We start from the raw sequence: 25,354 nt of genomic DNA, 5'->3' as shown, positions 1-25,354 counted from the left end.
TCACCTCGATGCTGGAGGGATCGATTTCATGGTTGATGACACTTTGTCCCATCAGCCATCGATGCAGCCAGTGGCCGTCGAGACCCGCCTCGTAGCACGACAAAACACGTACCGGCCGGCCATCTGCGGCCGCCTTCTTGCGCATGTCGGCAAGCCGGGCCGTCAAGGCGGCCAGGTCGCCGCCACCGATCGTATAGCGGCTCAGCTTCTGCGATCCCGGCAGCAACACGCCGAGTTCCATTTCGCTTGGCTCAGTTCAAAAGCCAGATAAACCGTGGCATGCTCCGCTGCGGCGGGTGTCTCAGTGCGATCGAGCTTGATCATCTTGGTCCTCCGAGGCTGGATGTTGCAATCTAATCCTACCTCTCCTGACCACCCGCCACCCATAGGATCTGAGGTGCGAGCTCTTGCGAGCCTCGAAGGATGCATGGCCCCGATGTTACTGCACGGCCACCACCCCGGCCGTCGTCCTTCGAAGGCCGCAGAAGAAGCGGCCACCTCTGGATGACGGCGATGCATGTGCGCTCGTGGCTAATTTGCGCAGTGAAGCTAAAAAAACGGCGGCCTGGAAGGCCGCCGATCGCATTTCAGAATCAAACAACCACTAACCCGCCGGACCCGCATCCTCCATGATCGGACCGAACAGCTCCCAGCGCTCGCCGTTGAACTTCATCATCTGCATCTGCTTGTTGACGCGGTAGTCGTTCGGCCCGGTGTTGATCTTGATGCCGGGCAGCGCGAAGCTCGGGGTGAAATCCTTGATGTTGGCGACCTGCCTCATGACGTTCTCGCGCGTCAGGTCGTCGCCGCATTGCTTCAGCACCTGCGTTAGCAGTTCGGCCACCGAATAGGCATAGGTGTTGACGGTGTTGAGCTTGTCGCCCTCGGGGAAGTACTTGTCCATGAACGCGAAGAAGGCCTTCACGCCCGGATCGTCCTTCCACTGCGGATCGCCCGGCTCCTTGCCGTATTGGGTCGAAATGATGCCTTTGGAGATGTCGAGGCCAGCCGGCTTCAGCGTTGCCGAGATCGGGCTCGCATTGATGTCGAGGATGTGGACCGGCGTCCAGCCGAGATCGGCAAGCTTCTTGATCGCCTGTGCCGCGAATTTCGGTGTCGAGGCATCGAAGAACACGTCGACGCCCATCGACTTCAACTTGACGACCTGCGAGTCGACGGTTGGATCGGTGACCTCGTACGACAGCTCGCCGACGACCATGTTGGCGGCCTTGTCGCCGAGCCCGCTCTTCAGACCGGCGAGATAGTCGCGGCCCATGTCGTCGTTCTGGTAGAGCACGCCGATCTTGGCGTTGGGGTGATTGGCGAGAATGTACTTTGCGTAGATGCGCCCCTCGGACACGTAGTTGGGATTATACGCGATGGTCCAGGGATAGTTCTGCGGATCGTTGAAGCGTGCGGCGCCGGTCGAGGCCAGCAACTGCGGCACCTTCTTGCCGTTGAGATATTTTTGTACGGCGGCGTTGGCTGCAGTGCCGATGAGCTGGAAGGTGAACAGCACCTCGTCGCCTTCGACGAGCTTGCGCACCTGCTCGACCGTCTTCGGCGGCGAATAGGCGTCGTCATACTGGATCAGATTGATCTTGCGGCCGTTGATGCCGCCCTGATCGTTGATCATCTTGAAGTAGGCGGCCTGGGTCTTGCCGATATTGGCGTAGACGGAATAGGCCCCGGAGAACGGCACGGTCTGGCCGATCTTGATCTCGGTGTCGCTCGCACCGGTGTCGTACTTCTTCTGTGCGAAGGCTTGGTTGGCTGAAAGCGCGAAGGCGAGCGCCGCCGTGGCAACTATGAAGGCTCTGCGATTGTTCATGGTGGGTCGTTCCTCCTGACGGAATTTTCGATCGATGGTCTTTTTCCGTTGATTGCAACGGTCGCCATCGCTGCCGAAGATTGTGGAGGAACGTTCGCCGCCGCGCAAGGATCGCGGCGCTGCCTCGGTGCGTCTCAGGCCAGGAATAATGCCGCCAGGGCAATCGTCGCCGGCAGGGCCTGCACGATCAGGATGCGCGTGCTGACGGTCGCCGCACCGTAGGCGCCGGCCACGATGACGCAAAGCAGGAAGAACGCCTTGATCTGGAACGCGAAGGCCGGATTGCCGTGGACGAGGCCCCAGATCAGGCCGGCGGCGAGAAAGCCGTTATAGAGCCCCTGATTGCCGGCCAGCACCTTTGTGATCTCGGCCTTCTCCGGCGTATTGCGGAAGACTTTCAAGCCCAGCGGCGTGTCCCAAAGGAACATTTCCAGGATCAGGAAGAAGACGTGCAGGCCGGCGACCAGCGCCACCAGAACATTGGCGATCAGGATCAAGTTGAGCTCCCCCAAAGCGTCAGCTTTCGGGTGGACGTTAGCATGGCCGGCATGGCAAGTGCGACACGTGTTTGGATGCAATGGTGAAGCGATGACCGGCCGACCGACACATTCGCCCGAGAGCTTCGGCCTCGATCGCCTCGCGACGCCGATCGGGATCGCGTTGCTCGTCACCGATGCCGAGGGCGCGTTGCGCGCGCTCGACTGGGAAGACTACGAGCACCGCATGCGCGAGCTGTTGCGCCTGCATCATGGCGCGGTGTCTCTGAGTGACCAGCCTGCGCCCGCGGCCATGCGGGCTGCGCTGTCGGGCTATTTCGAAGGTGATCTCGGCCAGCTTTCAGCGATCGCATGGCGTGTCGCCGGCACGCCGTTCCAGCGCAAGGTCTGGACCGCGCTTGCCCAAATCCCCGCCGGCACCACGCTGAGCTATGGCGCGCTCGCCGCCAGGCTCGGCATGCCCAAAGCGGTCCGGGCCGTCGGCCACGCCAACGGCTCCAACCCAATCAGCGTCGTGCTGCCCTGTCACCGCCTGATCGGCGCCGACGGTTCCTTGGTAAAATATGGCGGCGGCCTGGAGCGCAAGCGCTGGCTGCTGCGGCACGAGGGGGTGGAGGTTTAGCGGAAGTCGCGCGGCACCTCTTCCTTGTCATTCCGGGGCGCGGGTAGCGCGAGCCCAGAATCCATTTATCCCCGACACTCGTCGCGAGATGGATTCCGGGTTCGCCGCTGTGTGGCGCCCCGGAACGACGAGTGGAGAGAGTACCTTTACGCCGCCGGCGCAACCGCCTTGTCGCCGGCCATCACATGGGTCAGCGCGCTCTTGATCGCGGCCTGGCGCGTCGGTGCGTTGATCTGCGCGCCGAGCAGATCGGTGACGTAGAACACGTCGCGGGCGCGCTCGCCGAAGGTTGCGACATGGGCCGAGGCGATGTTGAGATTGAGCTTCGAGATCGCGGTGGTCAGTTCGTAGAGCAGGCCGGGACGGTCGAGGCCGGACACCTCGATCACGGTGTATCGGTCGGACCATTGATTGTTGATGGTCACTTCCGGCTCGATCACGAAGGGCCGCGCCTTGCTGCGCACGGTGCGACGCGCCACTACCTCCGGCAGGCGCAGCTTGCCTTCCAGCACGTCCTCGATCATCTCGCCGATCCGGGTGGCGCGCCTGCCCTCGTCCTCATCGCGGTCGTACTCGCGCGAGATCGAGATCGTGTCGAGTGCACGGCCGTCGGTCGTGGTGTAGATCTGGGCGTCGACGATGTTGGCGCCGGCGGAGGCACAGGCGCCGGCGATGATCGAGAGCAGCCAAGGGTGGTCGGCGGCGAAGATCGTCAGCTCCGTGACGCCGCGCACCTCGTCGAAGCCGACATTGATCGCAAGCTTGTGGCCAGCCTGCTCGCTCGCGCGGACGAAGCGGGCGTGACGGATCTTTCGCGGCAGCTCGACCTTGAGCCAGTAGGCCGGATAATGCCGGCCGATATAGGCATCGAGCTCCTCCTTCGGCCATTCGGCGAAGGCCATGCGGAATTCGGCGTACGCGGCCGCCAGACGCTTGCCGCGGTCGACCTCCGAGAAGCCGCCGGTCAACACCGGCTCGGTCTCGTAATAAAGAGAGCGCAGCAGCTGCGCCTTCCAGCCGTTCCAAACGCCCGGACCGACGCCGCGGATGTCGGCGGTGGTGAGGATCGTCAGCAGCTTCATCTGCTCGACCGACTGCACCACGGCAGCGAAATTCTCGATGGTCTTGCGGTCCGACAGGTCGCGCGACTGCGCAACCGTCGACATGGTCAGATGCTCCTCGATCAGCCAGGCGATGAGCTCGGTGTCGGCCGGGCTGAAGCCAAGCCGCGGGCAGAGCCGGCGCGCCACCTTGGCCCCCGCGATGGAATGATCCTCGGGCCGGCCCTTGGCGATGTCGTGCAGCAGCGTCACGATATAGATTACCGGCCGGTGCTCGGGCCGGATCTTGCGCATCAAATCGCTCGCGAGCGTGAACTCCTCGATGCCGCCGCGTTCGATGTCCTGCAAGAAGCCGACGCAGCGGATCAGATGCTCGTCGACGGTGTAGTGATGATACATGTTGAACTGCATCATCGAGACGATCTTGCCGAAGGCGCGGATGAAGTGCCCGAGCACGCCGGTCTCGTTCATCCTCCGCAGCACGGTCTCGGCGTCGTTGGAGGTCAGGATCTCCATGAACAGCCGGTTGGCTTCGGGATTTTCGCGAAGCTGCGCGTTGATCAGGCCGAGCGAGCGCGTCACGTCGCGCATCGCATCCGGATGGAAGGCGAGGTTGTTCTTCTGCGCCAGGCGGAAGATGCGGATCAGATTGACCGGGTCGTGCTTGAACACGTCGGGCGCGGCGACGTTGATGCGGTTGTGGTCGACGATGAAGTCGTCGCTGTCGGGCACGCGCCGCTTCACGGCGGTTGGCCGCAGCCGCGCCATCATCCGGCTCAGCACCGGCGCGGGTTTGGCCTGCTGGTCCTCGAGCTTGGCGCAGAGGATGGCGGTGAGGTTGCCGACTTCCTTGGCGACCAGGAAGTAGTGCTTCATGAAGCGCTCGACATCCTGCATGCCGGGATGTGAGGTGTAGCCGAGCCGGACTGCGATCTCGCGCTGGAGGTCGAAGGAGAGGCGCTCCTCGGCGCGATTGCAGTAGAAATGCAGATTGCAGCGCACCGACCAGAGGAAATCGGCGCAGCGGCGGAAGGTGCGGTATTCCTGCGCGTCGAACACGCCGCGCTCGACCAGCTCGTCGGTGTCGCGGACGCGGTAGACGTACTTCGCGATCCAGAACAGCGTGTGCAGGTCGCGCAAGGCCCCCTTGCCGTCCTTGACGTTGGGCTCCACCAGATAGCGCGACTGACCGCCGCGACGGTGCCGTTCCTCGCGCTCGGCAAGCTTTGCGGTGACGAATTCCGACGCGGTGCCTTGCACCACTTCCTTGTCGAAGCGCGCAACCAGCTCCTCATAGAGCGGCTTGTCGCCGGTGAGGAAGCGCGTCTCCAGGATCGCGGTGCGGATCGTCATGTCGCCGCGCGCCTGCCGGATCGATTCATCCACCGAGCGCGTGGCGTGACCGACCTTCAAGCCCATGTCCCACAGGCAATAGAGAATGGCTTCCGCCACCTGCTCGCCCCAGGCGGTCTGCTTGTAGGGCAGGATGAAGAGCAGATCGATGTCGGACTCGGGTGCCATCAGGCCGCGGCCATAGCCGCCGGTCGCCACCACCGCCATGCGCTCGGCCCCGCTCGGAATCGGCGAGCGGTAAAAATGACGGGTCGCCGCCGAATACAGGATGCGGATGATCTCGTCCTGCACGTGGCACAGCCGCTCGGCGCAGCGGCGGCCGTGGCGGTCCTTCAACAGGATCGCTTGCGCCGCGGCGCGCGCCGCGATCAGTTCGGCCTTGAGCAGTTGCGCAACTGCGGTGCGGAACGTGTCCTCGCGTCCCTGGTGTTTTTGGGCAAGCGAGTCGACCGCGGCGGTGATCCGCGCGCTGTCAAAGCGATCATCCACCTCGGCCCTGTGCTCGGTCGCGACGCTGTCCATGCCTCACCGGATATAAGAGGTGACAGGCGCTGTCACCCGCCATTCTCTCGCAATAGTCGTTCCATGCTTGGAAAGGCATGCTCGTGCAGATTCGTATTCCGCGAGCCTGCCTTGAAGATATGGGTTCTCGGCTCAAATCTAAGGCTAACTCATTGAAAAACAATAAAATTACAGTGACCGCAGAGGCGATCCCGTCTTGCGGCCGGCCGGCATCGTCGACAATCCCGCCTCAAGCCGGTATTCGAGGGGCGATTTTTCCGGGAGAGAACAAGATGGACGCCGCAGAGCTGCGCCAGATGCAGGCCCCGATCAAGGAGCGCTACAAGACCGACCCCAAGGCGGCGCTGATCACGCTGAAGGCCAAGGGCTCTACCGACAGCGACGGCATTGCCTGCAAGGTCGAGACCGGCGGTGCCATCGCGATGGCGGGCCTGCATCCGGCCACCGGCGGCTCCGGCCTCGAGCTCTGCTCCGGCGACATGCTGCTGGAAGCCCTGGTCGCCTGCGCCGGCGTCACGCTGAAATCGGTCGCGACCGCAATCGAGGTGCCGCTCAAGACCGGGAACGTCTACGCCGAGGGCGATCTCGATTTCCGCGGCACGCTCGGCGTCGACAAGGAAACCCCGGTCGGTTTCGCCGAGATCCGCCTGCGCTTCGAGGTCGACACGGACGCTCCGCAGGACAAGCTCGATCTTCTGCTCAAGCTCACCGAGCGTTATTGCGTGGTCTATCAGACCATCAGGAACGGCCCAAAGGTCTTGGTCTCGATGCAGCGGATGTGAGGCTCTTACCCTCCCCCTCCAGGAGGGGAATCGCATATGGGCTTTGGGCCGGCCTGAGTGCGCGCCTCGTCCTTCGAGACGACAACTCCGCGGTCTCCTCAGGATGAGGCTAAGCGGCATCGGCGTCCGTTGAACCGGCTACCGCGGACTCCATCCTCATCCTGAGGGCCCGCCCCAAGGCGGGCGTCTCGAAGGATCGGCCACAACAAGATCAGTCCATATGCGATCACCCCGCCCTCCAGGGGAGGGTAAAGAAAAAAATGTCCCCCGAACTCCACTTCATCCTCATCCTTCTCCTGCGCATGGCGATCGCGGCGGCGTTTGTCGTGTCGGCGTCGGTCATCACGGAGCGCTCCGGCCCGGTGATCGGCGCGCTGGTCGCGACCTTGCCGGTGTCGGCCGGTCCGTCCTACGTCTTCCTCGCGCTCGACCATGACGCCGCCTTCATCGCGCAAGGCGCGCTGTCGAGCCTTCCGGTCAATGCTGCGACGATCTTCATGTGTCTCGCCTATGTCGTGCTGGCGCAGCGGCGTAGGCTTGCCGCGAGTTGCGGAAGCGCTGTCGCAATCTGGATCGTGCTTGCCTCGATCATCCGCCAGTTCGATTGGCCGCTCACCGGAGGGCTCGCCGTCAATCTGGTTGCGTTCGGCATTTGCATTCCGCTGCTCGCGCGCTATCGCCACGTGAAGATGCCGCTGGTGACCCGCCGCTGGTACGACATTCCGATGCGGGCCGCGCTGGTCGCGACCCTTGTCGCCATCGTGGTCTCGACCTCGAGCTGGGTCGGCCCCGGCATCAGCGGCATCATCGCGCTGTACCCGGTCGTGTTCACCAGCATCATGGTGATCCTGCATCCGCGCATTGGCGGTCCGCCGACTGCGGCCGTGCTCGCCAACTCCGCCTGGGGCCTGCTTGGATTTGGTATGGCGATCGCGGTGATGCACGTCGGCGCGCTCAACTTCGGTTCGGCGATCGGGCTAAGCCTCGCGCTCGCGACCTGCATCGTCTGGAATTTGACGCTGTGGTGGAACGGGCGAAGGAAGCGAATGGCGGCGTGAATTCGTAGGGTGGGTTAGCGAAGCGTAACCCACCTCTTCTCGCGCGGTGACAAAGGTGGTGGGTTACGCCTGCGGCTAACCTACCCTACGGCACCGACTATTGCTTCGGTAGCTTCCCCTTCAACGCGTAGAGCGCATCCAGCGCCTCGCGCGGGCTCATCTCGTCCGGGTGCAGCGCCTTGACCGCTTCCATCAACAGTTCGGCTTCGCTCGGCGCAGCAGCTTCGGCGGCGGCGCGCGAGGGGACGGCGAACAGCGGCAGATCGTCGACCAGCGCGCGCGCGGTCTGGCCGCGGTCCTGGGCTTCGAGTTTTGCCAACACGGATTTTGCGCGCGTGATCACCGCCGGGGGGAGACCTGCCAGCTTCGCCACCTGGATTCCGTAGGAACGGTCGGCCGAGCCCGGCAGGACCTCGTGCAGGAACACGACATTGCCCTGCCATTCCTTTACGCGCACGGTGGCGTTGAACATCCGCGGCAGCTTGGCCGAGAGCGCGGTCAGCTCGTGATAATGCGTGGCGAACAGCGTGCGGCAGCGGTTGCTCTCGTGCAGATGCTCGATTGCGGCCCAGGCGATTGAGAGACCGTCGAAGGTCGCGGTGCCGCGACCGATCTCGTCGAGGATGACGAGCGCGCGTTCGCCGGCCTGGTTCAGGATCGCCGCGGTCTCGACCATCTCCACCATAAAGGTGGAGCGGCCGCGGGCGAGATCGTCGGCGGCGCCGACGCGCGAGAACAGCCGGTCGACGATGCCGATGCGCGCGCGCGAGGCCGGCACGAAGCTGCCGATCTGGGCGAGCAGGGCAATCAGCGCATTCTGGCGCAGAAAGGTCGATTTACCCGCCATGTTGGGACCAGTGAGCAGCCAGAGCTGGCCGGATTTTTGCGCAGGTCCCGGCGAAAGATTGCAGGCATTGGCAATGAACGGTTCGCCGTTGCGCTTGAGCGCCTGCTCCACCACGGGGTGGCGGCCGGCGTCGATGGCAAAGCCGAGCGAGGAGTCCACCTCGGGCCGAACGTAGTTCTCGTCGACCGCGAGTTTGGCGAGCGACGTTGCGACATCGAGCAGCGCAAAGCCATGCGCGGCAGCGCGCAAATCGTCGCTGATCGCCAGCGCCTTGGCGCTGAGCCGCTCGAAGATCTCGAGCTCGAGTCCGAGCGCGCGGTCGCCGGCGTTGGCAATCTTGGCCTCGATCTCCCCGAGCTCGGACGTGGTGAAGCGCACCTGGCCCGCCAGTGTCTGGCGATGGATGAAGGTCGCGTTCAGCGGCGGCGACATCAGCTTGTCGCCATGCTGCGCCGTGACCTCGACGAAATAGCCGAGCACGTTGTTGTGCCGGATCTTGAGGCCCTTGACGCCCGTGCTGTCGGCGTAGCGAGCCTGCATCGACGCCACCACCAGGCGCGAGGCGTCGCGCAGGTTTCGGGTTTCGTCGAGCGCGGGCTCGTAGCCCTGGCGTACGAAGCCGCCGTCGCGCTTGATCAGGGGTAGCTGCTCGTCGAGCGCGCCGGCAAATTCTGCCGCGAGCTCGCGCGACGGCCGCTGCAGCGCCGCCATCACCGCAGCGATCTCCTGCGGCGGCTGGTCGATCTCGGAAAGCCGCACCAGCGTCTGGTCGGCGGCCATGATGCCGTCGCGCAGACCGGCGAGGTCGCGCGGGCCGCCGCGGCCGACCGAGAGACGGGCCAGCGCCCGTGACATGTCGGGCGCGCCGCGCAGGATGCTGCGGATGTCGTCGCGCGCTGCCGAATCCGCAACGAAGCTGCTGACGGCATCGAGCCGCCGTGCGATTGCTGTCGCATCGGTCAAGGGCGCGGCCAGCCGCTGCGCCAGCAGGCGCGAGCCGGCCGACGTCACCGTGCAGTCGATGGCATCGAGCAGCGAGCCGCGTCGCTCGCCCGCGAGCGTCCGCGTCAGTTCGAGATTGGCGCGGGTGGCCGGATCGATCGCCATGGTGGCGCCCGAGCTCTCGCGCGCGGGCGGCGGCAGTGGCGGGTGCTTGCCGACCTGGGTGCGGTCGACATAGGTGACGGCGGCGGCCGCGGCCGTGGCTTCCAGCCGCGTCAGCTGCGCCAGCCCGTCCATGGTTGCGACCGCAAAGTAATCGCACAGACGCTTCTCGGCCGTGGCGCCGTCGAAGACGTCGCGAGTCAGCGGCGTTACCGCCGGCAGCTCGCGCAAGGTCGGACCGAGCTCGCTGTCGTTATAGAGCGCGTCGGCAACGATGGCTTCGTTCGGGTTGATGCGCGCCAGCGTCGCGGTGAGCTCGCTCCCTGCGCATTCCGTCACCATGAATTCGGCGGTCGAGATGTCGATCCAGGCGAGGCCAAAGCGGTCGCCGCCGGCAGAGGAGCGGGCGCGCGCGATCGCCAGCAGATAATTGTTGGCGCGCGCATCCAGCAGCGTGTCTTCCGTCAGCGTGCCAGGCGTCACCAGCCGCACCACGCCGCGGCGCACCACGCTCTTGTTGCCGCGCGCCTTGGCCGCGGCGGGATCCTCGGTCTGCTCACACACAGCGACCCGGTGCCCGGCAGTGATGAGGCGGTGCAGATAATCCTCGGAACGCTCGACCGGAACGCCGCACATGGGGATATCCGCGCCCTGATGCTTGCCGCGCTTGGTCAGCACGATGCCAAGCGTCCTGGAGGCGATCTCGGCGTCGTCGAAGAACAGCTCGTAAAAGTCGCCCATCCGGTAGAACAGCAGCAGGCCCGGATGGGCCGCCTTGATCTCCAGATATTGTTCCATCATCGGCGTGACGCGCGCGGCGGCTTCGGCTTGCGGCGCGGGCGTCGGTTCAGGCTCTGGCGCGGGGATGGATTGTTGTAATGTCATGGGCCGCGCAACCTACAAAATTTCGCCGCTCGGTCCTATCGCTTTGGCCGGGGAGGGGAGGTTTTCCACGTTGTCCGCACGACGGGATACGTACGAGTGTCACACCCATTCCGGGACGCGCCGCTAGGCGCAGGCCCGGAATCCATTCATCAGCGGTCTCTGCGGCCCTATGGATTCCGGGCCCGCCCCATCAGGCCGCGCTTCGCGCGGACCCGGTGGGGCGCCCCGGAATGACGGCTGGGGTTCACATGCATCACCCGCGAAACCGTCAATTGACCTGCCGCGGGCGCGCTCCTAAAACTCCGCCGTCATTGAAGAATTCTGGCCGAACCGCGGCATTTTGGGAGAACAGCAATGCGTGACGTCTTTATCTGCGATGCCGTGCGGACTCCGATCGGCCGCTTCGGCGGCTCCCTCGCCAAGGTGCGCGCCGATGATCTGGCCGCCACTCCGATCAAGGCGTTGATGGCCAAGCACCCCAATCTCGACTGGTCGCAGGTCGACGAAGTCTTCTTCGGCTGCGCCAACCAGGCCGGCGAGGATAATCGCAACGTCGCGCGCATGGCGCTGCTGCTTGCGGGGCTGCCGGATTCGGTTCCCGGCCAAACGCTCAATCGCCTCTGTGCCTCCGGGCTCGATGCCGTGGGCGCTGCCGGCCGCGCCATCCGCTCCGGCGAGATCGATCTGGCGATTGCCGGCGGCGTCGAATCCATGACACGGGCGCCGTTCGTGATGGGCAAGGCACAGGAAGCTTTCTCGCGCTCTGCCGAGATCTTCGACACCACCATCGGCTGGCGCTTCATCAATCCTCTGCTGAAGGCGCAGTATGGCGTCGACGCCATGCCGGAGACCGGCGAGAACGTCGCCGAGGAATTCCAGGTCTCGCGTGCCGACCAGGACGCCTTCGCGATCCGCTCGCAGCAGCGCGCGGGCGCCGCGATTGCCGCAGGCTATTTTGCCGAAGAGATCATCCCGATCACCATTTCTGGTGGCAAGGCCGGCCCGATCACTGTCGACAAGGACGAGCATCCGCGTCCTGAGACCACGCTCGAAGCCCTCACGAAACTGAAACCGATCGTGCGCAATCCCGGCACTGTCACCGCCGGCAATGCCTCCGGCGTCAATGACGGCGCCGCCGCGGTGATCCTCGCCTCCGAGGCGGCTGTGAAGAAGCACGGCCTGACACCCCGCGCCCGTATCCTCGGCCTTGCCTCGGCCGGCGTGCCGCCGCGCATCATGGGCATCGGCCCAGTGCCGGCGACCCGCAAGCTGATGGAGCGTCTCGGCAAGAAGATCAGCGATTTCGACCTGATCGAGCTCAACGAAGCCTTTGCCTCGCAGGGCATTGCTTGCATGCGCCAGCTCGGCGTTGCCGACGATGCCGATTTCGTCAATCCGCATGGCGGCGCCATCGCGCTCGGACATCCGCTGGGCATGAGCGGCGCCCGCCTCGTGCTCACCGCCGTGCACGGCATGGAAAAGCGCGGCGGCAAGCTCGCTCTCGCCACCATGTGCGTCGGCGTCGGCCAAGGCGTCGCGGTTGCGATCGAGAAGCTGAACTGAACTCTGTCCTCTCTCCAGGCCTGCGCGGAGAGGGTTGGGTGAGGGGCCTGTCTCCACGAATTCGTCATGGCCGGGCTTGTCCCGGGCATCCACATTCTTGGGGCCGCATAAAAGGTCGCGGATGGCCGGGACAAGCCCGGCCATGACGATGTGGAAACGTCGGCGTCTTACGCGCGGTCGTCATTCTGGTTTAACCTCGTGCGCAAGCGAGAGCGGAAGGAACCGCTTCCCCCAATTAGTTATATCCTATAATGATTGGCGGAAGCGTTGACCGGCTGGACCGAAATGGCCGGGGAGGAGTTCGCCGATGACATTCATCTATCCCGTCGACAGCAACAAGGCGCATCCGCTGCCGCTGACGCCCGAGTACAAGAGTTCGATCAAGCGTGCGCCGAACAAGCCCTTGATCCCGATGCGCCACACCCTGTCGGAGCTGACCGGGCCGGTCTATGGCCACGAGACCGTGCGTGAAGGCGACAACGATCTCACTCACCAGCATGCCGACGAGCCGCTCGGCGAGCGCATCATCGTGCACGGCCATGTGCGCGACGAGGACGGCCGCGGCGTGCCGAACTCGCTGGTCGAGATCTGGCAGGCCAATTCCTGCGGCCGCTACGTCCATGTCCGCGACCAGCATCCGGCGCCGCTCGATCCGAATTTCACGGGCGCGGGCCGCACGCAAAGCGATGCTTCCGGTTACTACCGCTTCGTCACCATCAAGCCCGGCGCTTACCCCTGGGGCAATCATCACAATGCCTGGCGGCCGGCCCACATTCATCTCTCGGTGTTCGGCCATTCCTTCGTCACGCGCCTGGTGACGCAGATGTATTTCCCGAACGATCCGCTGTTCCCGTTCGATCCGATCTTCAACTCGGTGCCGGACGAGAAGGCGCGAGCGCGGATGGTCTCGTCATTCGACCTCGAGAATACCCAGCCCGAATGGGCGCTGTGCTACCGCTTCGACATCGTGCTGCGCGGCAAGAACGCGACCCCAATGGAGACCAAGTAACGTGCAGGACAACGAGAAGGATAACGGGATCACGCCATCGCAGACGGTCGGTCCGTTCTTCAAATACGGCCTGACGCCGAACGGCGAGTACGCCTGGAACGATGCCTTCACCAACTCCACACTCACGCCCGACGTCTCCGGCGACCGCGTCCGCATCGAGGGCAGCGTGTTCGACGGCGACGGCATCGCCGTGCCGGATTGCATGCTGGAGATCTGGCAGGCCGACGCGCAGGGGCGCTTTGCCGATCCGCAGGACAAGCGTGCACTGCCGAATGCGAGCTTCCGCGGCTTCGCCCGTTGCGGCACCGACAAGGACGGCAAGTATTCCTTCGAGACCATCAAGCCCGGCGTGGTGCCGGATCCGGACGGCAAGCCGCAGGCGCCGCATATCCTGCTTGCGGTGTTCGGCCGCGGCATGCTGCGGCATCTCTACACCCGCATCTATTTCAGCGACGAGGCCGGCAACGCCGCCGATCCGGTGCTGGCGGTGGTGCCCACTGAGCGCCGCGCCACGCTGATCGCCATGCGCGAGGCCGGCAAGCCGGTCTATCGCCTCGACCTGCGGCTCCAGGGCGGCGACGAGACGGTGTTTTTCGACGTGTGAGGGGGCGGACGTCGATCTCCGCTGCCGTCCCGGACAAGCGCAGCTCTTGGCAACGCGTAGCGTCGTCCGGGCGAAGCGCCGATCCAGGACCACGGCCAGAGGGAGGAGGAATACTATCCTCCGTATTAGAAAGCCCTGACCCCGTTTTCCCGTAGTTTTCCGGAGTCCGCGCGATACAATTTCAGCGCGTAGCAATCCCGCGTTTACCGCAGTCGTTTAGACTCCGTTGGGATTTCGACCTGCGCGATCGGATTGTTCCATGAAAATTCGTCTTCCGCTTTCTTCGGCGATCATTGCGTTCGGGCTCGTCCTGGCTCTCGGTTTCACGGCGGTGGTCTCCACCAGCCTCTATGCCTTGAAAGAACTGAAGGTCGGCGGCCCGCTCTATTCCGACATCAAGCTCGGCAACGATCTGATCGCCGACATCCTGCCGCCGCCGGAATACGTGATCGAGGCCTACCTCGAGGCGACGCTGGCCATGCGCGAGCCGGATCAGCTGGCGGCCCATGGCGAGCGGCTGGTCCAGCTCCGCAAGGATTATGACGAGCGCAAGGCATTCTGGGTCGCCTCCAGCCTCTCGGCCGATCTGAAAACGGCGCTGGTGTCGAAATCCGACGCCGAGGTGCAGAAGTTCTGGAAGCTGCTCTCCGACCAGCTCCTGCCGGCCCTCAAGGCCAAGGACAGCGCCGCTTCCGAGCGCGCCTATGCGCAGCTCAAGGACGCCTACACCGCGCATCGCGCGGTCGTCGACAGCATCGTCGAAAACGCCAACAAGCAGAATGCCGACATGGAGAAGCTGGCCGCGGACCGCGACAGCTCCATGCTCTACATCCTCCTCGGCGTGTCCGCTGCCGTCCTGGCCTTCATTGCCGCCGGTCTGCTCGGCGTCGCGCTCGGCGTGGTGCGCCCGATCGTGCGCATGACGGATACCATGCAGAAGCTTGCGACCGGTGACCTCGCCGCCGACATCCCCTTCGCACACCGTCGGGACGAGGTCGGGTCGATGGCGGGCGCCCTGCTCGTGTTCAAGCAGGCGGCGGTCGACAATGCCCGGCTGCGCAAAGAACAGCTGCAGAAGGAGCAGGAGGCGGCGCTCGCCAAGCGCGGTGCCCTGCACCAGATGGCCGAGACCGTGGAGCGGGAAACCGGCCGCTCGGTTGACACCGCGAGCGCTGCGACCCAGGGCGTTGAGCGGGCCGCCTCCAGCCTCTCCGAGATTGCCCGATCGTTGTCCACGGAGTCGCAGGCGGTGGCTTCGGCGTCCACCCAGGCCCTGAGCAGTTCGCAAACCGTCTCGGCTGCGGCCGAGGAGCTGAGCGCCTCGATCCGCGAGATCGCGATGCAGGTCGCACGGACCAGCACCGTCACCAAATCGGCGGTCTCCGGCCGCGAGCAGGCGCGCTCGACCATTCAGGCGCTGGCCGGATCGGTGAAGAAGATTGCCGAGGTCACCGACCTCATTGGTGGCATCGCCGGCCAGACCAACCTCCTGGCGCTCAATGCCACGATCGAGGCGGCGCGCGCCGGCGAAGCCGGCCGCGGCTTTGCGGTGGTTGCAGCCGAAGTGAAATCGCTGTCCGATCAGACCGCGAAATCGACCGAGGAGATCGCGCGCCTGATCGCCGAGATCCAGGCCTCGACGCAGGCCGCGGTCGACGCCGTCGAGACCATGGGAGGCCACATCGTCGAGATCGATGGGGTCGCGGCGTCGGTTGCCGCGGCGATGCAGGAACAGGACGCGGCAACACGTGAGATCGCCCGGTCGATTTCCGAATCGGCCTCCTCCGCGAAGGAAGTCTCGGCCAAGATCGCCAATGTCAGCCGCGACGCCGGCTCGGTGAACGAGCGCGCCGCGGAGGTCAGGCAGGCCATCGCCGGCATGGCGGCCAATCTCGAAGCGCTGCGGTCGGTCGTGGTCCGGACGGTACGAGACTCGACGGCGGCGGGCTAGCCGGCTGCTCCAGGGCCGCTGGCGTCCGGCAGCGTGGTTGTGCAGAATGGAGCAACGCGACGGGCGTCGGGCGCTCATGACAGATTCGGGATTGCCGGAGGTGACGGACGCGGCACGCCTCACCGCGGCGCTGCGCAAGGCCGGCGCGCTGGACGCCGGCGCCGTGCGCGAAGTGAAGGTGCTGCATGAGCGCGACACAATTATATCGCACATCGTTCGGCTCGGGCTGCGCTATGTCGGAGAGTCCGCCGGCGCGCCGCAATCTCTGATCCTCAAGATGGCGCATCCGTCCTATGCACGGACGCTCGCCAATGCCGGCCGGCGCGAAGTGGCGTTCTATACGCAGCTTTCGCCGAAAATGCCGCCGGGGCTCGTGCCGCGCTGCTTCGATGGAAGCTTTGACGAGGAAAACGAGACTTGGCACCTCCTGCTCGAAGATCTCACCGATAGCCATGAGATTGCATCCCAGTGGCCGCTGCCGCCCTCGCGCGACCAGGCGATGGCGATTGTCACGGCGCTCGCGCGGATGCACGCGGCCTGGTGGGATCACAGCAGTCTCGGCGAAACCGTCGGCGCCTGGATGAGCACCGACGAGAGTACCAGCCTGATGGAGACGTTCGCGGGCCATTACGACCGCTTCGCCGACCTGCTCGGCGACCGCCTCAGCGAGGAGCGCCGCATCCTCTACCGCCGATTCATCGAGCAGTCGGGGCGGCTGTTTGGGCGTTACCATTCGCGTCGCAATGTGACTATCGCGCATGGCGGTGCGCATAGCTGGAACTTCCTGCTGCCGTCCGCTGGCGTTACTGATACCGTCCGCATCTTCGATTTCGACCAGTGGCGCATCAGCGTGCCGACCAGCGACCTTGCCTACATGATGGCGACGCAATGGTATCCGGAACGTCGGCAGGCACTCGAGCGGGCGCTGCTCAATCGCTACCATGATACGCTGATCGCGCACGGCATCACTGGATATACGCGCGGCGCGCTCGACCAGGATTATCGCTGGTCGGTGCTCTGGCATATCACCAAGCCCGTCTGGCAATGGAGCGTCAACATCCCGTCGGGAATCTGGTGGAATAATATGGAGCGCGTGATGATGGCGGTCGAGGATTTGGGGTGCGAGGAGTTTCTGGGGTAACTCGCGCTCCACCGTCAGTGTCGTCCCGGACAAGCGCGCCTAAAGCGCGCGCCGATCCGGGACCCATAATCCCTGGACGGAATCATCATGCGAAGATGGTAACTCCGAGTCCCCGCAACCACGTCTGCCTGTGGATATGGGCCCCGGATCAGCGCTCCGCTTCGCTCGCTTGTCCGGGACGACAGCGAAGATTGCCGATCGACCGTACGCCTACTCCATCACCGCATGTTCCGGCCCCGCCGCCTGCTTGCGAAGCGTGGCCTTGGTCGAGCCGATCAGCAAGGCGAGCGGGATGGTGCAGAGGATGAAGATCATCACCAGCTGGTAGTCATGCGCAAAGGAAATGATCTGTGCCTGCACGTTGACCATTCTGTCGGCCATGGCGCGGCCGGCGTCGGTGGAGAGATTGATCATGCCGCTGACGTCGGGCATCTGCAGCGCGTGGTTGAACGGGTTGATGTGCTCCGAGAGGATCGCATAGGTCCGCCGCGTTCCCTGCGTCAGCTGCGCGATGACGATGGAAATGCCGACCGAGCTCGCGACGTTGCGCATCAGGGTCAGCATCGCGGTGCCGTCGGTGCGCAGCTCGTTCGACAGGGTCAGGAACGCCACGGTCGAGAGCGGCACGAAGACCAGCCCGAAGCCAAAGCCCTGGATGACGCTGACGGTCACGATCTCCGGCACCTGGGTGAGGTCGGTCCAGCCGGTCATCTGGAACAGCGAGCCCGCGGTTAGCGTCAGGCCCGCAATGATCAGCGTGCGCGCCTCGAAATAGCGCATCATGCGGCCGACCAGCATCATGGCGAAGAAGGTGCCGAAGCCGCGGCTCGCCAGCAGCAGGCCGGCGGTGATGATGGGGTAGCCGATCACGTTCTGCATGTAGGGCGAGGCCAGCGCCATGGTCGAGAACAGCACCAGCCCCATCACGACCATGAACACGCAGCCGGTGACGAAGTTGCGATCCCCAAACAGCGCGAAGCGGATGAACGGCGTCGCGGTCGTGAAGGAGTGCGCGACGAAGAAGTAGAAGGCGACCGCCGAGACGATGAACTCCGCGATGATCTCGTTCGATTCGAGCCAGCCCAGCTGCTCGCCGCGGTCGAGCGCGAGCTGGAGCGCGCCGATCGCGATCGCCAGCGCTGCGAAGCCGAACCAGTCGAATTTGAGGCTCAGATCCTTCCTGGTCTCGTCCATGAAGATGATCAGTCCGAGCACGGTGATGGCGCCGAACGGCAGATTGACGAAGAACACCCAGTGCCAAGAATAGGTCTCGGTAAGCCAGGCGCCGAGCGAAGGACCCATGATCGGCCCCATCATCACGCCCATGCCCCAGATCGACATCGCCTTGGCGCGTTCCTGCAGCGTGTAATAGTCGAGCATCACCGATTGCGACAGCGGCACCAGTGCGGCGCCGAACACGCCTTGCAGCAGGCGGAACAGCACCATCTGGTTGATGTCTTGCGCGAGCCCGCACAGCACGGAGGCGAGGGTGAAACCCGCGGCGCAGATGATGAAGATGCGCTTGCGGCCGAAGCGGTTGGAGATCCAGCCCACCGGGGCTGTCATGATCGCGGCGGCGACGATGTAGGAGGTCAGCACCCAATTGATCTGATCCTGCGACGCCGACAGCGTGCCCTGCATATAGGGCAGGGCGACGTTGGCGATAGTGGTGTCCAGCGCCTGCATGATGGTCGCGGTCATGGCGCAGATCGTCACCATGTTCCGGCGCAGGCCGGGGACCATCAGGTGGGCGTTGGGGCCGGACACGGGATCAGTCCTTGTCCTGGTTCGCTGCCGCCGACAATCCGAACAGGCCAGCGAGCGAGCGCTGATGGCCGGTGTCGATGGTGGCATAGACGCTCATGCCGGCCTTCAGCTTTCTCACGTATTTGTCGGTCTCGTCGAAATAGATCCGGATTGGCACCCGCTGCACCACCTTGACGAAGTTGCCGGTGGCGTTCTGCGGCGGCAGGATCGCGAATTGCGCGCCGGTGCCGGGCGAGAGCGAGCCGATCTTGCCCTTGAAGACATGGTTCGGGAACGCGTCCACCTCGAGCGTGACGGGTTGTCCCTCCGTGACGTAGGTGAGGTCGCTCTCCTTCGGATTGGCATCGACCCAAGGATGGGCGACGTCGATGATGGAGAACACCGGCGTGCCTGCCGCGACGTAGCGGCCGAGCTGGATCTGTTCGACCTGCGTCGCAACGCCGCCCATCGGCGCGCGCAGCACGGTGTGGTCGAGATTGCGCTCTGCGTTGTCGAGCTTGGACTTGGCCTGGGCATAAGGCGGGAATTTTTCCAGCGGCAAGTCGGTGTCGCCAAGCAGTTGCGTCTTGGCCGTCGAAATCTGCTGCTTGACATATTGCGCGATCGAGCCGGATGTCACCAGCGCGTTCGCCGCGTTGTCGAGGTCGAGCTGCGAGCCATAGCTGTTCTTCACCAGCGCCTGCTTGCGCTCGACGTCGCGCTGTTTCAGGTCGACGCCCTGCTGGGCGAGATTGAGCATGTCGCCGTAGATCTTAATGTTGGCGCGGAGGTTGTCATAGGTCGATTGCGCCTGCGCGAGCTGCGCCTTGGCCTCGTCCACCGCGAGGCGGAACGGCACGGGGTCGATTTCGAACAGCTCGTCGCCCTGCTTGACGAGCTGGCCTTCCTTCACGACGACTTTCTGGATCTTGCCGGAGATATCGGGTGTCACCAAAACCTTCTGTGCGCCGACATAGGCATCGTCGGTGCCGACGTAGCGGCCGCCATTGAGATAGAAGGTGGAGCCGGCGACGGCGACGGCGATCGGCAGCACGACCAGGAGCAGGACGCGGCGATAACGGCGCAGGCCGGCCATCAGGCGGCGGCGCGGGTTGGTGCCGGCTTTCTTGGTGGGCTTGCCGCTGTCGATCTTCTGCTCGGGCTGGAATTTGAGAACCTGATCAGCCATAGCGTTGCTCCTTACGCGCTTGTTCCGCTCCGCTGGTCTGGATCGCGTTACGCACGTTTTCCTTGATTGTTTCGAGTTGGGTGAGGAGACGGTGCGCGTCGGTCGGATTGATGCCGTCGAGCGCGTTGGCGGTGATTTCGGAGCGCAGCCCGCTCATTCGGCCGAGCAGCGTCCCACCCGCCTTCTTCAGGTACAGGCGTTTGACGCGGCGGTCCGAGGCGTCATTGCGGCGCTCGAGCCAGTCATTGTCGCAGAGCTTGTCGATCATACGCGTCAGCGTGATCGGTTGCACCTCGAGAAGTTCGGCGAGTTCCGACTGCTTCATGCCCTCGCTGCGCTCGACCTTGGCCAGCACCGCCCATTGCGCGCGGGTGATGCCGAAACGGGACGCCTCCTTGTCGGCATAGACCCGCAGCAGGCGGTAGAGCTCGGCAAGCGTAAACAGGAAGTTCTGGTCCACGGGCCCGCGGCTCATGAGCTTGGTCTCCAATAAGCTTGAAATATTATAAGCAAGCTTATGATTATTTCATGGCGGGTTGACGGGACGCTGGCCCACCGGAAAAAGCATGGCTGACAGCCGCGAGCGGCCCGGCCTTTGGGTTCCACGGCCAAAATGCTAGAAGGTAATCAAATGACCCTCGCAAAGCCGGCATTTCCTGCGCCCGACCACGATCATGGCCGCTGCACCGCGGACGCGCTGTCGCATGCCGAGGCGGTCTGCGAGCAACGTGCGCAGAAATTCACCCCGATTCGCCGCCAGGTGCTTCAGGCGCTGCTTTCCAGCCATCGCCCGCTCGGCGCCTATGAGGTGATCGACGAGCTTGCCAAGGCAATGCCTCGGCCGGCGCCGATCACGGTCTACCGCGCTCTCGATTTCTTGATGACCAACGGCCTCGTGCACCGCATCGAAAGCCGCAACGCCTATCTCGCCTGCGCCGCCCACGACCACGACGCGACCTCCGCAGTGGCGTTCCTGATCTGCGAGCGCTGCGGCCTGGTCGGCGAAATCCCGTCGGCGTCCTTTGCCAAAGACCTCAATGCCGCTGCGCGCGTCTCGGGCTTCGCGCCGAAATTATCCGTGGTCGAGATCACCGGCACCTGCACGCATTGTCAGAAAACATCTTGAAGCAACAACGGCAATAAGCCGGTCCGGGAAGAAATGTCCTCACCTCAAGCAATCTCGTCCGCCGGGCGCCCCCTCAGTGCCGGCGCCATCGCGCTTATGCTCATGCTGTGCCTGACCTGGGGATTCAACCAGATCGCGGTGAAGCTGGTGCTGCCGGATATTCCGCCGATGATGCAGGCGATGATCCGCTCGATGGGCGCGCTGCCGGTGCTGTTCATCATCGGCAGCTCGCGCGGCGTCAAATTCTTTGAGCGTGATGGCACCTGGAAGGCAGGCCTGATTGCAGGATTGATGTTCGGCATCGAGTTCGTGCTGATCTTCCAGGGCCTGCGCCTCACCTCCGCCTCGCGCGCGGTGGTGTTTCTCTACACCGCGCCGTTCTTCGTCGCGCTCGGCTCTTACCAGGTGCTCGGCGAGCGGCTCGGCGGCGCGCAATGGCTGGGGCTCGCCGTCAGCTTTGCCGGTGTCGCGCTCGCGATCGGCGTGCCGCAGCCCAATGTCGATTCCCACATCCTGCTCGGCGATCTCATGATCGTCGGCGGCGCGGCGCTGTGGGCTGCGACCACGCTGGTCGCCAAGGGCACGCGGCTGCGCTTCGCCGCGCCCGAGAAGGCGCTGGGCTATCAGGTCGCCACCTCGATCCCGATCCTGGGGCTGGCGGCTTGGCTGTTCGGCGAATCCATCACCCATACGCCGGCGCCGCTATCCGTGGCCTTGATGGCCTTCCAGGCGATCTGGGTGGTCGGAACCACGTTCACGCTTTGGTTTGCGCTGGTGAAGACCTATTCCGCCAGCAAATTGTCGGCTTTTACCTTCATCACCCCTTTGTTTGGCGTGGTGGGTAGCTATTTCATCATGCATGACAGCCTGAGCCTGGCCTTCGGGGCTGCCGCCCTGCTTGTAATTGCAGGGCTTTTTCTGGTTAACCGTCCGAGCTCTACCGCTGCAGCGCCGCGCGATGCATTGCTGAACGTCACCAAAACCTGATATTTGGACCCCATGAACAAGCTCGAAAACACCATCGATTCCGACGTCGCGGGCCCTGCGCCGCGTCATCACACCACCCAGGTCAAGGTCGGCGACGTCCTCGTCGGCGGCGGTGCGCCGATCGTGGTGCAGTCGATGACCAACACCGACACCGCCGATATCGACGGCACCATCGCCCAGGTCGCAGCGCTCGCGCGCGCCGGCTCCGAAATGGTCCGTATCACAGTCGACCGCGAGGAGGCCGCTGCCGCCGTTCCGCACATCCGCGACGGCCTGCTCAAGCGCGGCATCACGACGCCGCTGATCGGCGACTTCCACTATATCGGCCACAAGCTGCTTGCGGCCTATCCGGCCTGCGCCGAAGCGCTTGCCAAGTACCGCATCAACCCCGGCAATGTCGGCTTCAAGGACAAGCGCGACACCCAGTTCGCCGACATCATCGAGATCGCCAACAAGAACAGCAAGCCGGTCCGCATCGGCGCCAATTGGGGCTCGCTCGATCAGGAGCTCTTGACCAAGCTGATGGACGTGAATGCGGCGTCGGCCAATCCGCGCGACGTGCGCGCGGTCACGCGCGAGGCGATGGTGCAGTCGGCGCTGCTGTCGGCCGCTCGCGCCGAAGAACTCGGGATGCCGAAGGACCGCATCATCCTGTCGGCGAAGGTTTCGGCCGTGCAGGATCTGATTGCGGTCTATCAGGATCTCGCGTCGCGCTCCGACTACGCCATCCATCTTGGCCTCACCGAGGCCGGCATGGGCACCAAGGGCATCGTCGCCTCGTCGGCCGCGCTCGGCATTCTCTTGCAGCAGGGAATCGGCGACACCATCCGCATCTCGCTGACGCCTGAGCCCGGCGGCGACCGCACCCGCGAGGTGCAGGTCGGCCAGGAACTGCTGCAGACCATGGGTTTCCGCACCTTCGTGCCGCTGGTTGCAGCCTGCCCCGGCTGCGGCCGTACCACCTCGACCACCTTCCAGGAGCTGGCCCGCTCGATCCAGGATTTCATCCGCGACGAGATGCCGAACTGGAAGACGAAATATCCGGGCGTCGAAGAGCTCAACGTCGCGGTGATGGGCTGCATCGTCAACGGCCCCGGCGAATCCAAGCACGCCAATATTGGCATCTCGTTGCCCGGCACCGGCGAAGCCCCGGCCGCTCCCGTCTTCGTCGACGGCAAGAAGTTCCGCACCCTGCGCGGCCCGACCATCTCCGCCGACTTCAAGGCGCTGGTGATCGACTACATCGACCAGCGCTATGGCGAGGGTGCCAAGGCGCCGGTGACCGCGGCGGAGTAGTTTATTTGACGCGCGCGTAGCCCGGATGGAGCGGGAGCGAAATCCGGGGCGCGCTCAAGCTGACAAACCGTTCCCGGATTGCGCTTCGCTCCATCCGGGCTACGATGTCCTCAATCAAGAATGATTGGGAGACACGCCATGAGCTCGCTCGCCGGCAAGCAGGGCCCGCGCTACCGCCACATGGCGGATGACAGTGCGCCGTATGAGACCATCGCCGTCGAAAAGCTCACGCCGATCATCGGCGCGGAGATCTCCGGCGTCGACATCGGCAAGCTCGTCTCCGATGACGCCCGCTCCAACCGGCAGATGGACGAGATCCATCGCGCGCTTGCCGAAAACCTCGTGATCTTCTTCCGCGACCAGCACATCACGGCGCAGCAGCATCTCGCCTTCGGCCGCAAGTTCGGCGAATTGCATTTTCATCCTGCCGCCCCGCACGAGGACGAAGACCCGGCGCTGATGAAGATCTACGCCGATGCGAACTCGCCGCGCGCCAACGGCGAGGGCTGGCATTCCGACGTGTCCTGTGATCTCGAGCCGCCGATGGGTTCGATCCTCTACATCGAGCAGTGCCCGCCGCGCGGCGGCGACACGCTGTTCGCCAACATGTACGCCGCCTATGAGGCGCTGTCGGACCGCATGAAGGCCTATCTCGGCGGTCTGACCGCGCTGCATGACGGCGAGCCGATCTATCGCGGGCTCTACGCCAATTACGGCGTCGCTGATCGCCCCGCCTATCCGCATGCAGAGCATCCTGTGGTGCGCACGCATCCGGTCACGGGCAAGAAGGCGCTCTACGTCAACCGCGGCTTCACCCGCCACATCAACGGCGTCCCCCGCGACGAGAGCGACGCGATGCTGGCCTATCTCTACCAGCACGCCGAGAACCCGCTGTTCCAGTGCCGCTTCCGCTGGACCGAGAACGCCATCGCCTTCTGGGACAACCGCTGCACCCAGCACCGCGCGATGTGGGATTACTGGCCGCACATGCGGTCGGGGACGCGGGTGACGGTAAAGGGAGAGCAGCCGGTGTGATTGCTATCGTGCTCCGGCCGCTGCCGTACCATGGGCAACGGCGCGCTCTTCGCGCGCTGTGCCCGCCATCCTTGCCGTGTAGTGAGCGCGGTAGGCACGGCGCAAGAGCGCCTTTGCCCACCCCACGATTTCGTATCGCCGCGTTGACGTCCTCCCGCTCCCGCGCCAATCTTCCCCAATGTCGGGAGGATTTTCCATGCTGCGTGCCGAGGACAACACGTTCCTGGAGCGTTTCGGCGACGTTGCTGGCTTTGTCGGGCGTCCCCGGATTGCAGCGGTGGAGTAGAGCTTGTCGTCAGCGCGGGGCGTCATAGCAGCAATCGTCGCCTCGCTCGTCGCGCTTGCGCTGTCGCCGATCGAGCACGGCCACGCCGTTCCGGGGCGGAAGGTGGTGAAAGCCAGGGCGAGGCCAACGGCGCCGGAAAAATGCGAGCCGCGAAAATTCCGGATCGTCGTCGATGTCGGGCACACCTCCGAGTCGCTGGGCGCGACCAGCGCGCGCAATGACCCGGAGTTCGGCTTCAACCTGCACCTGGCGAAGCTCATCGGCGATAGACTGAAGTCTGAAGGCTTTGCGGCGACCCGAGTGCTCGTCACGGAAGGCAAGGCGAGGGCGAGCCTGCTCAAGCGCGTCGGCACCGCCAATGATGCGCATGCAGACTTCTTCCTGTCGGTCCACCACGACTCGGTGCCGGACAAGATGCTCGAGGAATGGGAGTTCGACGGCGCCAGGAGCTTCTTCAGCGATCGCTTCGGCGGTCATTCGCTGTTCGTGTCCGAACGCAATCCACGGTTTGGTGCAAGCCTCGCCTTTGCTCGGCTGCTCGGCAAGGAGCTGAAGGAGCATGGCCTGCACTATGCCAGCCAGTACACTTTGCCGCTCATGGGCCGCTATCGGCGCCAGCTGCTCGACAAGGATGTCGGCGTCTACCGCTATGACGCGCTCGTCGTGCTCTCGCAGACCCGAAGCGCTGCAGTGCTGCTCGAGGCCGGCTCCATCATCAACCGCGACGAGGAAATAGCGATGAATTCGCCGGAGCGGCAGGAGCTGATTGCGGAAGCCGTCGCGGCGGCGATGCGGGAGTTTTGCGAGAAGCGGTAGCATGCTCCGCCGTTTCCACAATCGTCATTGCGAGCGCAGCGAA

At 64.4% G+C, this 25,354-nt stretch carries 20 protein-coding genes and 1 pseudogene; 13 read left to right on the top strand and 8 right to left on the bottom strand.

What is annotated here, in order from left to right; genetic code table 11:
- The 3 genes and pseudogenes from IVA82_RS24265 to IVA82_RS24255 all read right to left on the bottom strand — a co-directional run.
- Window positions 1–241 (bottom strand): annotated as a pseudogene (locus IVA82_RS24265) (IS110 family transposase); the annotation flags it as partial.
- A 363-nt stretch (window positions 242–604) separates the two neighbouring features.
- The gene (locus IVA82_RS24260) at window positions 605–1,831 is read right to left on the bottom strand and encodes an ABC transporter substrate-binding protein (RefSeq protein ID WP_247389866.1); all 1,227 of its coding nucleotides are present in this window, start codon (window positions 1,829–1,831) and stop codon (window positions 605–607) included.
- 134 nt (window positions 1,832–1,965) lie between these two features.
- Window positions 1,966–2,322, bottom strand: coding sequence for a DUF1304 domain-containing protein (locus IVA82_RS24255; protein ID WP_247389868.1), 357 nt, complete (start codon window positions 2,320–2,322; stop codon window positions 1,966–1,968).
- A gap of 97 nt (window positions 2,323–2,419) precedes the next feature.
- On the opposite strand from IVA82_RS24255, the gene IVA82_RS24250 reads away from it, so the two are divergent.
- Window positions 2,420–2,950: a methylated-DNA--[protein]-cysteine S-methyltransferase gene (locus tag IVA82_RS24250; RefSeq protein ID WP_247389865.1), complete on the top strand. Its 531-nt coding sequence runs from the start codon at window positions 2,420–2,422 to the stop codon at window positions 2,948–2,950.
- A gap of 146 nt (window positions 2,951–3,096) precedes the next feature.
- Here IVA82_RS24250 and IVA82_RS24245 read toward each other — a convergent pair whose 3' ends face one another.
- Complete coding sequence (locus tag IVA82_RS24245) at window positions 3,097–5,886, bottom strand: [protein-PII] uridylyltransferase (protein ID WP_247389864.1); 2,790 nt, start codon at window positions 5,884–5,886, stop codon at window positions 3,097–3,099.
- Between the two features lie 272 nt (window positions 5,887–6,158).
- On the opposite strand from IVA82_RS24245, the gene IVA82_RS24240 reads away from it, so the two are divergent.
- Together IVA82_RS24240 and IVA82_RS24235 are read left to right on the top strand one after the other, a co-directional pair.
- Window positions 6,159–6,668 (top strand): OsmC family protein, encoded by a 510-nt coding sequence (locus tag IVA82_RS24240; RefSeq protein ID WP_247389863.1) that lies wholly within the window; start codon window positions 6,159–6,161, stop codon window positions 6,666–6,668.
- Between the two features lie 260 nt (window positions 6,669–6,928).
- The gene (locus IVA82_RS24235) at window positions 6,929–7,726 is read left to right on the top strand and encodes a hypothetical protein (RefSeq protein ID WP_247389862.1); all 798 of its coding nucleotides are present in this window, start codon (window positions 6,929–6,931) and stop codon (window positions 7,724–7,726) included.
- Window positions 7,727–7,823: 97 nt separating this feature from the next.
- On the opposite strand, the gene mutS is transcribed toward IVA82_RS24235, so the two are convergent.
- Entirely contained in the window at window positions 7,824–10,562 is a 2,739-nt protein-coding gene (mutS, locus tag IVA82_RS24230) for a DNA mismatch repair protein MutS (RefSeq protein WP_247389861.1), read from the bottom strand.
- Window positions 10,563–10,916: 354 nt separating this feature from the next.
- On the opposite strand from mutS, the gene pcaF reads away from it, so the two are divergent.
- From pcaF to IVA82_RS24205, 5 genes are all read left to right on the top strand, one after another.
- The gene (gene pcaF / locus IVA82_RS24225) at window positions 10,917–12,125 is read left to right on the top strand and encodes a 3-oxoadipyl-CoA thiolase (RefSeq protein WP_247389860.1); all 1,209 of its coding nucleotides are present in this window, start codon (window positions 10,917–10,919) and stop codon (window positions 12,123–12,125) included.
- A 307-nt stretch (window positions 12,126–12,432) separates the two neighbouring features.
- Complete coding sequence (gene pcaH, locus IVA82_RS24220; RefSeq protein WP_247389859.1) at window positions 12,433–13,134, top strand: protocatechuate 3,4-dioxygenase subunit beta; 702 nt, start codon at window positions 12,433–12,435, stop codon at window positions 13,132–13,134.
- A gap of 1 nt (window position 13,135) precedes the next feature.
- The gene (gene pcaG, locus IVA82_RS24215) at window positions 13,136–13,738 is read left to right on the top strand and encodes a protocatechuate 3,4-dioxygenase subunit alpha (protein ID WP_247389858.1); all 603 of its coding nucleotides are present in this window, start codon (window positions 13,136–13,138) and stop codon (window positions 13,736–13,738) included.
- Between the two features lie 259 nt (window positions 13,739–13,997).
- A complete protein-coding gene (locus IVA82_RS24210; RefSeq protein ID WP_247389857.1) occupies window positions 13,998–15,689 on the top strand; it encodes a HAMP domain-containing methyl-accepting chemotaxis protein in 1,692 nt (563 codons plus the stop codon).
- Window positions 15,690–15,765: 76 nt separating this feature from the next.
- Entirely contained in the window at window positions 15,766–16,830 is a 1,065-nt protein-coding gene (locus tag IVA82_RS24205) for an ecdysteroid 22-kinase family protein (RefSeq protein WP_247389856.1), read from the top strand.
- A 210-nt stretch (window positions 16,831–17,040) separates the two neighbouring features.
- Here IVA82_RS24205 and IVA82_RS24200 read toward each other — a convergent pair whose 3' ends face one another.
- The 3 genes from IVA82_RS24200 to IVA82_RS24190 are packed head-to-tail and all read right to left on the bottom strand — an operon-like array spanning window position 17,041 to window position 20,240.
- Window positions 17,041–18,597 (bottom strand): MDR family MFS transporter, encoded by a 1,557-nt coding sequence (locus IVA82_RS24200; protein ID WP_247389855.1) that lies wholly within the window; start codon window positions 18,595–18,597, stop codon window positions 17,041–17,043.
- 4 nt (window positions 18,598–18,601) lie between these two features.
- Window positions 18,602–19,765 carry an HlyD family secretion protein gene (locus tag IVA82_RS24195; RefSeq protein WP_247389854.1) on the bottom strand — a complete coding sequence of 388 codons (1,164 nt, stop codon included), beginning with the start codon at window positions 19,763–19,765 and terminating at the stop codon, window positions 18,602–18,604.
- Window positions 19,758–20,240 (bottom strand): MarR family transcriptional regulator, encoded by a 483-nt coding sequence (locus IVA82_RS24190; RefSeq protein WP_247389853.1) that lies wholly within the window; start codon window positions 20,238–20,240, stop codon window positions 19,758–19,760. The genes IVA82_RS24195 and IVA82_RS24190 overlap by 8 nt, the downstream gene beginning before the upstream one ends.
- A 156-nt stretch (window positions 20,241–20,396) precedes the next feature.
- Between IVA82_RS24190 and IVA82_RS24185 the strand changes: the two genes are divergently transcribed.
- From IVA82_RS24185 to IVA82_RS24165, 5 genes are all read left to right on the top strand, one after another.
- Window positions 20,397–20,891 carry a transcriptional repressor gene (locus tag IVA82_RS24185; protein WP_247389852.1) on the top strand — a complete coding sequence of 165 codons (495 nt, stop codon included), beginning with the start codon at window positions 20,397–20,399 and terminating at the stop codon, window positions 20,889–20,891.
- 33 nt (window positions 20,892–20,924) lie between these two features.
- The gene (locus IVA82_RS24180) at window positions 20,925–21,878 is read left to right on the top strand and encodes a DMT family transporter (RefSeq protein WP_247389851.1); all 954 of its coding nucleotides are present in this window, start codon (window positions 20,925–20,927) and stop codon (window positions 21,876–21,878) included.
- A gap of 12 nt (window positions 21,879–21,890) precedes the next feature.
- On the top strand, window positions 21,891–23,174 hold the full coding sequence (ispG, locus tag IVA82_RS24175) for a flavodoxin-dependent (E)-4-hydroxy-3-methylbut-2-enyl-diphosphate synthase (protein WP_247389850.1): 1,284 nt from the start codon (window positions 21,891–21,893) through the stop codon (window positions 23,172–23,174).
- A gap of 138 nt (window positions 23,175–23,312) precedes the next feature.
- Window positions 23,313–24,209: a TauD/TfdA family dioxygenase gene (locus IVA82_RS24170; protein ID WP_247389849.1), complete on the top strand. Its 897-nt coding sequence runs from the start codon at window positions 23,313–23,315 to the stop codon at window positions 24,207–24,209.
- A gap of 289 nt (window positions 24,210–24,498) precedes the next feature.
- The gene (locus tag IVA82_RS24165; protein ID WP_247389848.1) at window positions 24,499–25,311 is read left to right on the top strand and encodes an N-acetylmuramoyl-L-alanine amidase; all 813 of its coding nucleotides are present in this window, start codon (window positions 24,499–24,501) and stop codon (window positions 25,309–25,311) included.
- Window positions 25,312–25,354 lie beyond the last annotated feature (43 nt).

The sequence above is a fragment of the Bradyrhizobium sp. 142 genome (assembly GCF_023074015.1).
GTDB lineage: Bacteria > Pseudomonadota > Alphaproteobacteria > Rhizobiales > Xanthobacteraceae > Bradyrhizobium.
This window is presented reverse-complemented; position numbering and strand designations above follow the sequence as displayed.

What these genes read in the sequence shown, in the direction of transcription:
- ispG (WP_247389850.1), top strand. Translation starts at nt 21,891, where the DNA reads ATGAACAAGCTCGAAAACACCATCGATTCCGACGTCGCGGGCCCTGCG.
- IVA82_RS24205 (WP_247389856.1), top strand. Translation starts at nt 15,766, where the DNA reads ATGACAGATTCGGGATTGCCGGAGGTGACGGACGCGGCACGCCTCACC.
- IVA82_RS24180 (WP_247389851.1), top strand. Translation starts at nt 20,925, where the DNA reads ATGTCCTCACCTCAAGCAATCTCGTCCGCCGGGCGCCCCCTCAGTGCC.
- IVA82_RS24195 (WP_247389854.1), bottom strand. Translation starts at nt 19,765, where the DNA reads ATGGCTGATCAGGTTCTCAAATTCCAGCCCGAGCAGAAGATCGACAGC.
- IVA82_RS24170 (WP_247389849.1), top strand. Translation starts at nt 23,313, where the DNA reads ATGAGCTCGCTCGCCGGCAAGCAGGGCCCGCGCTACCGCCACATGGCG.
- IVA82_RS24245 (WP_247389864.1), bottom strand. Translation starts at nt 5,886, where the DNA reads ATGGACAGCGTCGCGACCGAGCACAGGGCCGAGGTGGATGATCGCTTT.
- IVA82_RS24240 (WP_247389863.1), top strand. Translation starts at nt 6,159, where the DNA reads ATGGACGCCGCAGAGCTGCGCCAGATGCAGGCCCCGATCAAGGAGCGC.
- IVA82_RS24210 (WP_247389857.1), top strand. Translation starts at nt 13,998, where the DNA reads ATGAAAATTCGTCTTCCGCTTTCTTCGGCGATCATTGCGTTCGGGCTC.
- mutS (WP_247389861.1), bottom strand. Translation starts at nt 10,562, where the DNA reads ATGACATTACAACAATCCATCCCCGCGCCAGAGCCTGAACCGACGCCC.
- IVA82_RS24260 (WP_247389866.1), bottom strand. Translation starts at nt 1,831, where the DNA reads ATGAACAATCGCAGAGCCTTCATAGTTGCCACGGCGGCGCTCGCCTTC.
- IVA82_RS24190 (WP_247389853.1), bottom strand. Translation starts at nt 20,240, where the DNA reads ATGAGCCGCGGGCCCGTGGACCAGAACTTCCTGTTTACGCTTGCCGAG.
- pcaH (WP_247389859.1), top strand. Translation starts at nt 12,433, where the DNA reads ATGACATTCATCTATCCCGTCGACAGCAACAAGGCGCATCCGCTGCCG.
- pcaF (WP_247389860.1), top strand. Translation starts at nt 10,917, where the DNA reads ATGCGTGACGTCTTTATCTGCGATGCCGTGCGGACTCCGATCGGCCGC.
- IVA82_RS24185 (WP_247389852.1), top strand. Translation starts at nt 20,397, where the DNA reads ATGACCCTCGCAAAGCCGGCATTTCCTGCGCCCGACCACGATCATGGC.
- IVA82_RS24250 (WP_247389865.1), top strand. Translation starts at nt 2,420, where the DNA reads ATGACCGGCCGACCGACACATTCGCCCGAGAGCTTCGGCCTCGATCGC.
- IVA82_RS24235 (WP_247389862.1), top strand. Translation starts at nt 6,929, where the DNA reads ATGTCCCCCGAACTCCACTTCATCCTCATCCTTCTCCTGCGCATGGCG.